Origin of the sequence: Acinetobacter sp. SWBY1, from assembly GCF_002946595.1 — a bacterium.
In the GTDB taxonomy this organism is placed as follows: domain Bacteria; phylum Pseudomonadota; class Gammaproteobacteria; order Pseudomonadales; family Moraxellaceae; genus Acinetobacter; species Acinetobacter towneri.
On sequence record NZ_CP026616.1, the window covers coordinates 288,983 to 303,257 of the forward strand.

Here is a 14,275-nt window from a genome sequence, read left to right on the forward strand (position 1 = left end):
TTTCTATGGCAGTACCACGCCCGATTAGAGCGTGGCGACATGTTGAGTTGAGGATGTAAAACAGAAAAATAAAGAATAAAGGTCAGTATTTAGCGTTTAGAAAATACTGTGATAATCGCCCAATTCGACTTGAATGGATTTAATGCGGGTATAATGTTGCAAAGTAGACAAACCATTTTCACGTCCCACACCCGATTGCTTATAGCCCCCGACAGGCATTTCAGCAGGGGATTCGCCCCAAGTGTTAACCCAGCAAATGCCCGCTTCAAGTTGGTGAATAATGCGGTGTGCCTGCGAGATATCTTGTGTTACAACCCCTGCTGCTAGACCATAAGGGGTCTGGTTAGCACGTTGAATGACTTCTTCGATGCTGTCATAAGTCAAAAGACTCATCACAGGTCCAAATATTTCATCTTGTACAATTCGCATGTCGTCATGACAGTCTGTAAAAACAGTTGGCATGACATAAGCGCCCTGAGTCAGTTCCGCAGAGGTCGCTCGTTCACCCCCAATTAAAAGTGTCGCACCTTGCTGTTTGCCCAATTCAATATAAGACAAGACTTTTTCCATATGCGGGAAACTGGTGAGCGGACCAAAATTGGTTTCTGCCAACATTGGGTCACCGACACGAATACGTTTAACACGTTCGAGTACAGCCTGTTCAAACTCGACTTTTAGGTGGCGCGGTATAAAGACACGCGTACCGTTAGTGCACACCTGACCCGAACTAAAGAAATTTGCCATCACTGCAATGTCCGCAGCGCGGTCAAGAGGAGCATCAGAGCAAATGATCAGTGGAGACTTGCCGCCGAGTTCCATGGTAATTTCTTTTAAACTAGATGCAGCAGCACTGGACATGACTTTTTTGCCTGTTTCCACCCCACCTGTAAAGGAAATTTTGGCAATTTCTGGATGTTCAGTCAGCCATTGACCGACTTCTTGTCCAAGCCCTTGAACCACGTTAAAGACCCCAGCAGGCAAACCCGCTTCGGTATAAATTTCAGCCAACTTAAAGGCCGTCAGTGGCGTAATTTCACTGGGTTTGAAAATCATGGCATTCCCCGCAGCTAAGGCAGGTGCAGATTTCCACAGCGCAATTTGAATAGGGTAGTTCCATGCGCCTATACCCGCGACAACGCCTAAGGGTTCGCGACGGGTATAGAAAAAACTACTTTCACGCAGGGGTACTTGTTCGCCCTGAATCGCAGTTGCAAGACCTGCATAATATTCGAGAACATCCGCGCCAGTGACAATATCGACACTAGAGGTTTCGCTGTATGCTTTACCCGTATCGAGCGTTTCTAGACGGGCAAGCTCATCATTACGTTTACGTAAAATATCCACGGCACGCAGCAGAATACGTGCCCGTTCAACAGCCGTCATGGCGGCCCAAACTTGTTGCCCTTGTTGGGCACTTTTAACCGCCGCATCTACATCGGCTTGACTTGCTTGCTGCACGCTCGCAAGGATTTGACCTGTAGCAGGGTTAATCGTATCGAAGGTTTTACCACTAGTGGCATTGACATACTGTCCATGGATATACAATTGATGTAATTGTGCATCATTCATTTTGCTGTTCCTGCCGTATCTGTTGTATTAAGCGAAGTTGCATATCGACATAGTCGTATGCAATAGAACGTGCCAAGTCACGATCAAATGCTTGATGACCACTTAAACTGCCGCGTAACCAAAGACCATCAATCAAAGCAGCAAGCCCTTTGGCGATATGGCTGGCTTTGTCTTTAGGCATCATCTGCAGTAAATGAAATTTTAAATTTGAATAAAGACGTTGGTCATTTATTCGCTGCAAGCGACCTAAATCGGGCATGTGCATGCTGGCGGACCAAAAATCTAACCAGACACGCATCGCTGTTTGATTCACCTGACTGATGTCAAAGTTGGCATCAATAATTGCCTTAAGTAAATTTTCTGGTGTGGGCTGACTAACTTTGGCTTTATAGGTTGCCGCAGTTTCACGTAAGACAAAGAGCATTTGTCGCATACAGCTTTCAATCAAACCCTGCTTATCACCAAAATAATGACTCACAATGCCTGTAGAAAGTTGGGCTTTTTTTGCAATCTGAGCAATAGTGGTATTGGATAAACCCACCTCGTAAATGACCTCATAGGCTGCGCGAATGATTTCTTCACGACGTTCATGCTCAGGTTTAACTCTACGTTTATTCATGATAATCCAGAAAATTTACCTTAGATTTAAAGGTGTTAGATTCAATTATTGACATGGAAAACATCATAGCATTTTTTTATAATACTTTTAATTGATTGAACGTTCAATCAATTAAAAGTATCATGTTGTTTAAATTGAATGCAGCTTTGCAAAGTTTGTTCTCAATTTTTTAAGTATTAATGCTTATTTATCATATGGATAGATTTGTAGTTGGTTTTGGTGAACCTGTGGCAGAGTACGCGCATTTTTTTATGTTCTTGCTTGAAACATCGGATACAGCACCTAAAAGCTTCTACAAAAATTGAGTTTAAGGAGAAGAACAGTTTATTTATGTCGTTCTCATGTTGGAATTGGTTGTGTAAGCAGGGCAAATTTAGGGAATTTGTTACACTGCCACATATCTTTATATTCTGGCTAAACATTCGGTTACACGAAGATAGCATTTTTGTCGGAGATAAAAGTACTGTCGTATAGCACTTATCGATTTTTAAGCTCTCGACAGCGAGAAGTTTAAAAATAGATTTTCAACTTATATTTACTTCCTTGAGGATTGTATGGCAACAGATAATCCAAGAGCAGTTGATGATCAAACATTAGCACCAAAAGACCGTTTAAATGGTGTGGTCTTTTATATTTCAGCTCTCATTATTTTAATTTTTTCAATTACCACCATTTTGTTCAATGACTTCGCCAATCAAACGCTGAATGCAGTTTTGGCATGGGTCAGTTCCACCTTCAGTTGGTACTATTTACTGGCTGCCACACTGTATATGGTGTTTGTGATTTTTATTGCCTGTTCACGCTATGGTGATATTAAGCTTGGCCCCAAACATTCTAAACCCGAATTTAGTTTACTCAGTTGGTCTGCCATGCTGTTTTCAGCAGGGATTGGTATCGATTTGATGTTCTTCTCGGTCGCTGAACCTTTATCCCATTATATGCATCCACCAGTAGGTGAAGGACAGACCTTTGAAGCTGCACGCCAGAGTATGGTCTGGACTTTATTCCATTATGGCCTGACAGGATGGTGCATGTACGCCTTGATAGGCATGGCATTGGGATATTTCAGCTATCGCTACAATTTGCCACTCACCATCCGTTCCGCGCTTTATCCGATTTTTGGTCAAAAAATTCATGGTCCGATTGGACATAGTGTGGATACTGCCGCGGTGATCGGGACGATTTTCGGTATTGCGACCACCTGCGGTATTGGTGTCGTGCAACTGAATTACGGTTTACATGTACTGTTCGATTTACCTGAAAATCTGTGGATGCAGGCATCCCTAATTGGTGTTGCTGTAGTGATGACCATTATTTCGGTGACTTCAGGTGTAAATAAAGGTCTGCGCATACTCTCGGAAGTGAATATTTATGTATCCGTGGGTTTGATGCTGTTTATTTTATTCCTCGGCAATACAGAATTTTTACTCAATACTTTTGTGCAAAATATTGGCGATTACATTAGCCGTTTCCCAAGTATGACCTTGGAAAGTTTTGCCTTTCAGCAACCCAAAGAATGGATGAACAGTTGGACGCTATTCTTCTGGGCTTGGTGGGTGGCTTGGTCACCTTTTGTGGGACTCTTTCTTGCACGTATTTCTCGTGGGCGTACCATTCGTGAGTTTGTCAGTGGTACCTTAATCATTCCGTTAATTTTTACCCTAACGTGGCTGTCAATTTTCGGAAATAGTGCATTATACAATGTGATTTTTGATGGAAATCTGGCATTGGCTCAAACCGTCATTGCCAATCCAGCACACGGTTTCTACGACTTGTTGGCTCAATATCCGTATTTTCCTTTTATTGCAGGCATCGCAACCATTACAGGGTTGTTATTTTATGTGACTTCAGCCGACTCAGGTGCATTGGTCTTAGGGAATTTCACCACACAATTTACCAATGTCGACCATGATGCACCACGCTGGCTCAGTGTATTTTGGGCTATTGCCATTGGCTTGCTGACCTTGGCCATGTTGATGACCAATGGGATTACTGCTTTGCAAAATGCAACTATTATCATGGGGTTGCCTTTTAGTTTTGTTATGTTCTTGGTGATGGCAGGTTTATATAAATCTTTAAGACTTGAAGATTATCGACAAGCCAGTAGCAGTTTGAATGCAGCACCTGTGGTGGGTAATGTAGATATTCTGAACTGGAAAAAACGCTTGTCACGGGTTATGCATCATCCTGGAACCAGCGATACCAAACGCATGCTGGATGAAATATGCCGCCCCGCCGTGCTGGCCGTCGCAGAAGAAATGCAAAAAAGAGGCGTGAATATTGACGTGCAGGAAAGTGCATTAGAGCAAGATCCAACTTTATATCATTTAGATTTGATTATTCATCTGGAAGAAGAACAGAACTTTGTTTATCAAATCTGGCCAGTACGTTATATCGCACCCACATTTAGTGAACGTGGTAAGTTGGGTAAACGGTTTTATTTTCGTTTGGAAACCTATCTTTATGAAGGTTCACAAGGTAATGATTTGGTTGGTTACACCAAAGAGCAAGTTATTAATGACATTCTAGACAGATACGAACGACATATGACCTTCTTACATATAAACCGAATCAGTCCTGGAAATCGTCCGTTATTTCCAGACCCACAAAGTTAATCAGGGGACACCATGTATATCTCATATTTACATGCTTTTGCGTTGTTCTTTTCATTGCTTAATCCATTTTTGATGAGCATTTACATGATTGGCATGATTCGTAATTCAGAAGCAAAAGTGTTTAATAAAGCCCTGATTCAAGGCTGTTTAATTGCTTATGCGGTATTTATGCTGTTTGCATGGGGTGGTGAAGCTATTTTCAGCAAATATTTGAATGTGCGGTTTGAGGCATTTCAAATCTTTGGTGGGCTTATTTTCTTGGTGATTGGTTATCGCTATGTGTTTCAAGGTGCAGACACCATCGGTGAGATGCGGGGAGCACCTGAACACTTGGCAGGTACCATTGCTATGCCTTTTATGATTGGACCGGGGACGATTAGTGCCGCCGTGGTAACAGGCATGACTTTGCCCATTAGTGGGGCTGCGCTGGTAATTTTCCTCACCTTGGCGCTAACCTGTAGTTTAATGATTTTGATGAAGTTTGCGCATGATCATCTCAGGTATAAGCATGCCAAATATATAGACCGTTATGTGGATATTGTAGGTCGATTATCTGCGTTACTGATTGGTACTATTGCGATTGAAATGATTATTACGGGGATTTTAGGTGTGATTGCAGAGATGTAAGTTCATCACAGAAAAAAACCGAATGCAATTCATACAGTTTTTTATTGTCAGAAATATGATTCTGATTAGGATGCAAATTTCTTAAGAATTTGATGAGGGTGTAAATAATTCTGTGTAAATACAGTTTTATTTACAGTCTCCATACACGTAAAAATCACGCCCCAGTTTAACTGGCAATAGTTTTGAACCCTTAGTTTTGAACCCTTGTATTAAAACTTAAACGAATCTAGCAATTCTTTATTTGATGTTAATACTCATCCAGTATTGAGGTTTTTTATCTTTTCTTGCTTGTGATCTAGGTTGAAATACTCTAATTTCATACTCACCTGACGCAGGTAAAATATAAATACCATTATCATCAAGCTCTGGAGAATATTCTCCAAGACTGATGGAGTCTTTTAATTGATTACCCCATAAGTAAGTTTCAACATTTCCTCCAGTCAACTTCACTTTTAACTTTTGCCCTTTTTTAGCATAAAATTTGTAGGAATCATACTTGTATCCATCTATCCTTCCGTAATAATTTGCAGAGTAAGCTTTTTTTGCAAAGTTAACTACTACAATCTTTCGTATATCATTGTTATCATTTGCAAGTACGGCAGGGCTAAGCATAGTTAAAGTTAGGGCCATACAAGCACCAGCTAGTAATTTCGTATTCGCTATTTTCATAAGTTACCTTAATAATTGTATACCTCACTACAGAATAACATATGAACCCTTGATCCTAGGCAGTATCTAGGACAAACAACTCCTCGTTTGCGAGCAGCTAAAAAAGATCATCTGTTTCAAATTTCTTTTGTGATTCTACTTTTTCCTCGCCAACAATGTCGCAAAACGCTGTTTAATTCGATTACCATCTGCATCTTTACGGTGCAATTCACCGACATTTTCATTGTATTTCACAATATCCCAATCAGCATAATAAGCACTTAACTCACCCGCTTTAAAACTAAAAGGGAAGTCCTGTTGCACAGGGTAATCTTCAGTATTCATCGCGCAAACAATTAAGTTAAAGCCTTGAGGTTTGGTCGCTTGCTGCATATGCTGAATAAGAGGAGGGATAGTTTCAGGCGCCAAAAACATCATTACTACGATACAGTTGATGAAGTCATATTCACCAGTAATAGTGGCATCCTGATTGAAATCCCGAACAGCAGTTTGAATAGATGAAATCTGTTCTGCAGCAATAATTTCATTTAATTTTTGGATACTCACTGGGTTCACATCCCACGCATCCACCTGAAAACCGTTTTGGCTCAAATACAGCGCATTTCGGCCTGTACCACAGCCAACATCCAAAGCTTTACCCACGGTTAACTGTGGAAGTGCCATTAAAATTTCAGAATGTGTTGGGCTTAATTTATATTTTTTAACAAAATAATCTTGAGGCAAACAATAAAAACTGAGCTGACATTCAATATCATCACTGGCAGATACAATTTTATGCCACACTTGTGGTTCAATAAAAGGTGGTTGATTTTCCACAGAAAAAATATGCTCAGATTGTACTTCACCAGATTCATGCAGCATCGAAAAATGCAATTCGCCTTTTAAAATAGTCAACTTCGCCCATGTGCCGACTTGGGTATTGTGTTGTTTTTTGAACCCTTGTGGAATTGAGTCATAATTCCAAATTGGAAGTTGCTTATAACAGATCAATTCTTGTTGCATCATAAACTCCAGTTGTACCGATCCTGATGGGATATAACTTCACATTAATGTAGTGTCTTGTGTAGATTAGAAAATATCATCTTCATTTCAGCATAACATTGCAGACCTGTTTCAGCCATCTTCTGAATTTTATCCATCTCATTAAAATCAAAATTATTTAAATGATGTAGATGGTTAAAATACCAAACTGAAAAATATTCACCTCAAATTGCATGATTTTCATGTCTATTCAGTTGTGAATGTTTTACCATAAGCTGTTTTAATTCATTGAATTATCCCGTGTTTATTCAAGCCAATCAGTACGTTATTCCAACACAGCAGCATGATTATCCTGAATGGCATCGTGGGCGTGAGCGTTATGTGCTTTGGTATTTAGCTGTTCAACATCCAGCTTTAGAATGTTATTTACAACAATTAAAACAGCAATTTTCAGATGTATTATTTCGCCCAAACACTCGCCAGTTTCATATCACCTTATATATTTGTGGGTTTTATGCAGCAAAAAAGCATTGGGAAGATGACTTTCTCGAGTCACAATTTCAACAACAAGTTCAAGCCTTACAGCAGTTGCAACTAGAGCCTTTTCAACTGAAAGTGGGCGGCATCAATAGTTTTGATAGTGCTTTATTTGTAGAAGTGCAAGATCAATCACAGCAACTGGCGCGTATACGTCAGGCACTTAGCGTAGGCGGGGCTGAAATCGCAGCTTTACAGTATCATCCACATATTACTTTGGGTTTATATCAAACAGCGTGTTCAACCAATTTGATTTTGCAGCGTATTCAAAATCTCCCCGTGCAATATTTCGATTTAGATATCCATCATTTAAATTTTGGTTATTATCAGGCACACACTTTACAAGGTCAGCTATTTAGCACGCATCAATTTCCTTTGGAGCACATGTGATTCAACTTATTTTGGGCGGTGCGCGTTCGGGTAAAAGCCGTATGGCTGAGCAAACCGCGCAGCAACTTGGCAAATCCGTCATTTATGTAGCAACTGCACAAGCGGGCGATGCAGAAATGCAGGCGCGGATTCAGCATCATCAACAACAGCGTCCGCAGACTTGGCAATTGTGCGAAGAGCCATTGTATTTGGCGGAGCAGTTAAAGATGCTGGATCATCCGAATGCTGTGATTTTAGTAGATTGTCTGACCTTGTGGATGAGTAATTTGTTGATGCAATCTGCAGAAAGCTTTGCCGAACAACAAATTTCAGCATTGCTCGAAGTTTTACCTCAGTTGCAAGCCGATATTATTTTAGTGAGCAATGAAACAGGTTTGGGCGTTGTACCGATGGGCGAAATAACCCGAAAATTTGTCGATGAAACAGGGCGATTACATCAGCAATTGGGACAAATTGCAGACAAAGTGCAGTTCTGTGTCGCAGGTTTTCCAATGCTTTTAAAAGGAGAGAAGAAATGACTTGGTGGTTTGCAGCGTGTCAAAAGCCAAATGAACAGATGAAACAACAGGCAATTGCACGACAACTTCAATTGACCAAACCAACAGGTTCATTGGCAGCATTGGAAAATATTGCGATTCAACTGGCGGCTTTGCAAGGGACAACGCAGCCGAATATTGAACGTCCGTGGATATGTATTTTCGCAGGCGATCATGGCGTGATGGAAGAAAATATTTCCGCCTATCCCCAAGCCGTGACTCGGCAAATGCTACAAAATTTTGCCACAGGTGGGGCATGTATCAGCGTCATCGCCCGACAATATCAGGCGCATTTACAAGTAGTCGATTGCGGCTCAGTCGGGGACGCATACGAATATGCAGGAGTAGAGCGGCATTGTATTCGTGCAGGCACAGCGAATTTTTCCAAAACCCGCGCCATGACTGAACAAGAATGTGCAGATGCGATGGCACTTGGGCGTCAGAGTGTGGAAGATGCCATATCACAGCAGGCTTCGATTTATGTGGCAGGTGAAATGGGCATTGGAAATACCTGTTCGGCATCAGCCTTATCTTGCTTTTTATTACAAGAACCTGCGGAAGCTTTGACTGGTGTAGGCACAGGAATTGACACTGCACAATTGCAACATAAAAAACAGGTGATTGATGCTGCTTTAGCCCTACATCAGGACTATGTACAACATGATGCTTTTAAAGCCTTATGTGCAGTTGGTGGGTTGGAAGTTGCCGCAATGGTGGGCGCGTATATTCGCTGTGCGCAGTTGGGCTTGCCGATGGTGGTGGATGGTTTTATCAGCAGTGCTGCTGCATTAGTTGCAGTGCGTTTAAATCCTCAAGTCCGAGAATGGATGTTGTTTGGGCATCAATCGGCTGAATATGGACATCGTCGCTTATTAGAAGCATTAGGTGCACAAGCCTTGCTGCATCTAAATTTACGCTTAGGTGAGGGCAGCGGTGCGGGCGCGGCATTGGGCATTATCCAACTGGCCTGTGCCTTGCATAATCAAATGGCGACTTTTGCCGAAGCTGCGGTTATTGGTGAGAAAGTATCTTTATGATCATGCTAGACCTATTAAGACATGGCGAAACAGAATTGGGTCATACTTTGCGTGGCTCAACCGATGATGCTTTGACTTTAAAAGGTTGGCAAGACATGCAGCAGACTTTAAACACGGCAATAGCTACAGGACAGCGATGGGATGTTGTGGCAAGTTCACCTTTACAGCGTTGTCTGCAGGTTGCTCAGACCTTTGCGCAAGCACAGCAATTGCCACTGTATATTGATGCACAATTTCAGGAAATGCATTTTGGTGCATGGGAAGCTATTTCCACTCAAACCTTATATGAACAATACCCTGAAGATTTAGCTAAATTTTGGATGACACCGACCCAATTTAGTCCGCCACAAGCAGAATCTTTGCTAAATTTTCAGCAGCGCGTTTTGCAAGGTCTGTCCGATCTCAACCAATATTTACAACAACTCGAGCAACAACCTAAACGTGTGTTATTGGTCACGCATGGCGGGGTAATTAAATTGCTCAAAGTATTGGCGCAGAAACAACCTTTAGACGATATTTTAAAAATGTCTGCAGCGTTGGGGCAATTGAGTTCATTCCAGTTACATCCTAATGGCAAGATTCACATGCAGGGGCAAACATGACACCTTTTTGGATTGCCTTGCAATTTCTGAGCACGTTTCCTGTTTCTTTAAAACAGATACCAACTGCAGTGCAAAATGCGCAATCACTGTTGTTTTATCCGCTCGTTGGCTTATTAATCGGGGCTGTGTTGTGGGGAATGGCGCATCTATTGCAATTCCTGCCTTTGGTGCTCAGTAGCAGCTTAATTTTAGTACTCTGGATTTGGCTGACAGGTGGTTTACATTTAGATGGATTGGCGGATACTGCCGATGCATGGGTCGGCGGTTTTGGCGATTCTGAACGTAGCTTAAGCATCATGAAAGACCCAAGCAGTGGCCCGGTTGGAGTGTTGAGCTTACTGATCTGCTGCTTATTAAAATGGTCTGCGCTATATGTACTGCTTGAACAACAGTATTTTGCCTTTTTGCTGTTTGTACCCGTATTGGGACGGTTAAGTGCTTTGATTTTATTTTTAAGCACGCCTTATTTACGTGCCAATGGTTTAGGCACTGCTATTCAGGCACATTTGCCTAAAACAGGCACAAAAATTGTGATTGCATTGATCTTGTTTGCTACGGTGTTTTGGGGATGGATGGGCTTGGTGGCTGTTCTGACTTTTATTCTCAGCACTTTGTATTTGCGATACAAGTTTATGCAACGTTTAGGTGGAATTACGGGCGATACCGTTGGTGCGAGTATTGAAATAACAGAAAGCATGATGTTATTGGCTATTGCGATTCTTTGGTTTTTAATAAATTAGCTTTTAAGCAGTTTTTCTTGTTTCAAGCGCGCTGAAAATTGAAATAATATAAGCGAATGAATTTACAGCTATTTATGCACTCAATTTCAGCAAGTATGCAGATGAATTTGTCATTTGTCGGAAAGTTCCTAAATTAGATTTGCTATTTTTTTTAAATATGATAATAGTAGTTTATGTCAATCAGCCTTGATGGCATTTGTATCTCAGGATGAGATCACAAACGTGATGTATAAAAATCAAAAGGAATGTCATTTATGATCAAACTGTTAAAGCAAATTTTCTGTATCCATATTTATGAATATGACGCAATGGAAGAAATCGGGGCGCATTTAGAGTGTCGTAAGTGTGGGGATTCTAAGACACAATAATGTTAAGTATTGAATCTGTATTAAAACCAAGTGAGTCTTTATGACTCACTTTTTTATTTTAGGCTAATAGCCTGAATATTTTGCTTAGTCTTGCCTGCATGTATAGATTAGACTGCACTTATCCATCTTCAAAACTACATATATCATTCCCACCTCTTTTGGTGGGGAGACTTCTCATGCTGTACGAAGTTTGATTTATACAAGTGCACAATTAAATTTTCTATCCTCCGCACACTTTATCCCACAAGGTATTCCGCTTAAAATCCAGTACCTAGAAATATTGAACTGACCGTATTTATGGCTAAAAACTTTCAAGAAAAAACGTATATTGTAGATGACAATCTAGCAGATACTTTGACGTGGTTGCTGCATCATCAGGACTGTTATGATCGGTTTTATTATGATGCGATTCAGCAACAACTGACGGTAGAACATGCCAACGGGGTAGATATTATTAAAACAGGGCAGTATTTAAATGCCAGTTACGGAATTTTAATCACCTCTTAAAAGCATTGCCGCATAAACTTATTTTGCTGCATAAAAAACAAAGTCCCTTTGCGGGACTTTGTACATTTGGATGGATGCTAAAACTTTAAGCCATTGCCATCGCATCTACCGACAATTCAGAAACCGTTGGTTTAGCACGTTCAGGCACTAAGCCTAACTTTTGGAACAATTGTTTGTCTTTGCCTTCGCCTGCGTTTGGTGTAGTTAAAAGTTTTTCACCTGAGAATAACGAGTTCGCACCTGCCATAAATGCCAATGCCTGATCTGAATCAGACAACGATTCACGCCCTGCAGACAAACGAATATAGCTGTTTGGCATGATAATACGTGCAACTGCAATAGTACGAATCCATTCAATCACATCTAGCTTTTCGACTTCAGCCAGTGGTGTACCTTCAATCGGAACTAACATATTGATTGGCACAGATTCAGGGTGTAACGGTAAAGTCGCCAATTCATGTAACAAACCAATACGGTCTTGGGTATCTTCACCTAAACCGACAATACCGCCACTACACACTTTCATACCTGTTTGACGCACAATATCTAAAGTATTTAAGCGGTCATCAAAGCTGCGAGTACTAATCACATTGGGATAATACTCACGCGATGTGTCTAGGTTGTGGTTGTAATAATCCAAACCTGCATCTTTTAAGCGTTCTGCTTGAGATTGATTCAACATCCCTAAAGTCATGCAAGTTTCTAAGCCCAATGCTTTGACTTCACGTACCATTTCTAAAACATACGGCATATCGCGTTCATGCGGATTACGCCATGCAGCACCCATACAAAAGCGTGAAGAACCTGATGCTAAGGCTTCTTTAGCTTCTTGAATGACTTTATCCACTGCAATACGTTTTTCAGCTTCAAGCTGTGAATCATAATGCGCAGACTGCGAGCAATATTTGCAATCTTCAGGGCATTTGCCTGTTTTAATAGACAATAAGGTACTGACTTGTACGGTATTGGCAGCAAAATGTTGGCGATGCACACGTTGTGCTTCAAAGACTAAATCCAGAAAAGGCTGTTCATATAACTGCTGAATTTCTTCCCGAGTCCAATCATTGCGTACTGACATAAGTAAAAGTCCATCATCCCTATTATTCATAGTCTGTATCATACACAAATAGTTGGAATCAGAAAGGCATAATCTCCCAATTTCATGGCTAATATTCGACAGTATGGAAACAAAAATATGCAGTCGATTTGGTTGCAAACTTAAGCAATTTTAATACTATTTCGCTGCAAAATTTATTTTTAAGCATTTTTATTTTGCAATGAATTGGTCACTAAAATTCAGTTAACTGCATAAATTGGCAAGTAACCTGCAGCCAAAATATCGTACCATTTGGGTGGTAGTTTTTGTTTAAATTTTAGGCTGTTTAAGCAATTGTTCCTGAATCGCCCAATCAATATGGATTTGCACAATCTCATCATGCTGTGCTCGCGTTTGCTGCAAAGTTTGCAAAATCTGTGCTGAAAATGGGGCATTTCCAACCCCGATTGCAATATTACGCATAAAACTTTGATAGCCTGTACGACGCAATGGACTACCTTCAGTTTTGGCTAAAAACGTGCTTTCATCCCATTGCCATAAATCTAGCAAGCTGACTTGATCTAAGGCATGTCGAGGGTGAAAATCCTCCACCGTAGTGACTTGTGCAAAGCTATTCCACGGACAAATCAGTTGGCAATCATCACAACCAAACACCCGATTACCAATACCACGACGTAATTCTTCAGGAATAATACCCTGATATTCAATGGTCAAATAAGCAATACATTTACGCGCATCCAACATATAAGGTTCAACAATGGCCTGCGTTGGACAAATGTCGATGCAGGCTGTGCAAGAACCGCAATGCGAGGTTGCAGGCGGATCAAAAGGCAAATCTAGTGAAGTAAACAACTCGCCCAATACAAAAAAAGATCCAGATTTTTTATGAATCAGTAAGGTATGTTTACCTGTCCAACCCATACCAGCACTTTCTGCCAGTGACTTTTCAAAAATCGGGGCTGAGTCCGCAAAGGGGCGTGATTCAAAATTCCCCACTTTTTCACGAATACGGGTGGCAAGAGTTTTTAGGCGTCCGCGCATGACTTTGTGATAATCGCGCCCACGTGCATAACGGGCAATAATTGCAGAGTTAGGTGCATCGGGAATGTGTCGTGGACGTGGTGTTTCCACCAAATAATTCATCCGCACACAAATAATACTTTTTGTATTCGGGACTAACAGTGTGGGATTAGCGCGCTTGTCTAAATTTTCTTCTAGAAACTTCATATCGCCATGATAGCCACGTTTTAAATATTCCTGAAAACGTGCTAATTCTGCTTGAGCATCTGGTTTGGCAATGACACAATCAGCAAAACCAAGCGCCAAAGCTTGAGCTTTAATCCACGCTTTCAAGGCGGCTGGATCGTCTTGATGCAGAGAAATATGTGCTGAAGTGGTGGATGTTGCCATAACAAAATAGA

The 14,275-nt window shown here is 41.1% G+C and carries 14 protein-coding genes; 8 read left to right on the top strand and 6 right to left on the bottom strand.

Annotated features, from left to right (window positions below; all coding sequences use genetic code 11):
- Positions 1–96 precede the first annotated feature (96 nt).
- Positions 97–1,569 (bottom strand): betaine-aldehyde dehydrogenase, encoded by a 1,473-nt coding sequence (gene betB / locus C3Y93_RS01400; RefSeq protein ID WP_104851858.1) that lies wholly within the window; start codon positions 1,567–1,569, stop codon positions 97–99.
- Entirely contained in the window at positions 1,562–2,188 is a 627-nt protein-coding gene (gene betI / locus C3Y93_RS01405) for a transcriptional regulator BetI (protein ID WP_004976938.1), read from the bottom strand. Before betI ends, betB begins: the two co-directional genes overlap by 8 nt.
- Before the next feature lie 554 nt (positions 2,189–2,742).
- On the opposite strand from betI, the gene C3Y93_RS01410 reads away from it, so the two are divergent.
- Positions 2,743–4,803 carry a choline transporter gene (locus C3Y93_RS01410; RefSeq protein WP_004976932.1) on the top strand — a complete coding sequence of 687 codons (2,061 nt, stop codon included), beginning with the start codon at positions 2,743–2,745 and terminating at the stop codon, positions 4,801–4,803.
- 12 nt (positions 4,804–4,815) lie between these two features.
- Positions 4,816–5,430: a MarC family protein gene (locus C3Y93_RS01415; RefSeq protein ID WP_004976930.1), complete on the top strand. Its 615-nt coding sequence runs from the start codon at positions 4,816–4,818 to the stop codon at positions 5,428–5,430.
- A 237-nt stretch (positions 5,431–5,667) separates the two neighbouring features.
- Here the strand turns inward: C3Y93_RS01415 and C3Y93_RS01420 are convergent, their stop codons facing one another.
- Together C3Y93_RS01420 and tehB are read right to left on the bottom strand one after the other, a co-directional pair.
- Positions 5,668–6,099, bottom strand: coding sequence for a PPC domain-containing protein (locus C3Y93_RS01420; protein ID WP_004976922.1), 432 nt, complete (start codon positions 6,097–6,099; stop codon positions 5,668–5,670).
- A 135-nt stretch (positions 6,100–6,234) separates the two neighbouring features.
- A complete protein-coding gene (gene tehB / locus C3Y93_RS01425; protein ID WP_104851859.1) occupies positions 6,235–7,101 on the bottom strand; it encodes an SAM-dependent methyltransferase TehB in 867 nt (288 codons plus the stop codon).
- Between the two features lie 279 nt (positions 7,102–7,380).
- Here tehB and C3Y93_RS01430 point away from each other — a divergent pair, with 279 nt between their 5' ends.
- The 6 genes from C3Y93_RS01430 to C3Y93_RS01455 all read left to right on the top strand — a co-directional run bounded on the left by C3Y93_RS01430 (position 7,381) and on the right by C3Y93_RS01455 (position 11,797).
- Entirely contained in the window at positions 7,381–8,007 is a 627-nt protein-coding gene (locus tag C3Y93_RS01430) for a 2'-5' RNA ligase family protein (protein ID WP_096901204.1), read from the top strand.
- A complete protein-coding gene (gene cobU / locus C3Y93_RS01435; protein WP_096901203.1) occupies positions 8,004–8,525 on the top strand; it encodes a bifunctional adenosylcobinamide kinase/adenosylcobinamide-phosphate guanylyltransferase in 522 nt (173 codons plus the stop codon). Before C3Y93_RS01430 ends, cobU begins: the two co-directional genes overlap by 4 nt.
- Positions 8,522–9,580 (top strand): nicotinate-nucleotide--dimethylbenzimidazole phosphoribosyltransferase, encoded by a 1,059-nt coding sequence (gene cobT, locus C3Y93_RS01440; RefSeq protein ID WP_104851860.1) that lies wholly within the window; start codon positions 8,522–8,524, stop codon positions 9,578–9,580. Before cobU ends, cobT begins: the two co-directional genes overlap by 4 nt.
- Entirely contained in the window at positions 9,577–10,182 is a 606-nt protein-coding gene (locus tag C3Y93_RS01445; RefSeq protein WP_104851861.1) for a histidine phosphatase family protein, read from the top strand. The genes cobT and C3Y93_RS01445 overlap by 4 nt, the downstream gene beginning before the upstream one ends.
- Positions 10,179–10,922 (top strand): adenosylcobinamide-GDP ribazoletransferase, encoded by a 744-nt coding sequence (locus C3Y93_RS01450; protein WP_104851862.1) that lies wholly within the window; start codon positions 10,179–10,181, stop codon positions 10,920–10,922. The genes C3Y93_RS01445 and C3Y93_RS01450 overlap by 4 nt, the downstream gene beginning before the upstream one ends.
- A 665-nt stretch (positions 10,923–11,587) precedes the next feature.
- Positions 11,588–11,797, top strand: coding sequence for a hypothetical protein (locus C3Y93_RS01455; protein ID WP_004976903.1), 210 nt, complete (start codon positions 11,588–11,590; stop codon positions 11,795–11,797).
- A gap of 85 nt (positions 11,798–11,882) precedes the next feature.
- Here the strand turns inward: C3Y93_RS01455 and bioB are convergent, their stop codons facing one another.
- Together bioB and queG are read right to left on the bottom strand one after the other, a co-directional pair.
- Positions 11,883–12,875: a biotin synthase BioB gene (gene bioB, locus C3Y93_RS01460; RefSeq protein ID WP_104851863.1), complete on the bottom strand. Its 993-nt coding sequence runs from the start codon at positions 12,873–12,875 to the stop codon at positions 11,883–11,885.
- Between the two features lie 288 nt (positions 12,876–13,163).
- Positions 13,164–14,264, bottom strand: coding sequence for a tRNA epoxyqueuosine(34) reductase QueG (gene queG, locus C3Y93_RS01465; RefSeq protein ID WP_104851864.1), 1,101 nt, complete (start codon positions 14,262–14,264; stop codon positions 13,164–13,166).
- Positions 14,265–14,275: the final 11 nt, after the last annotated feature.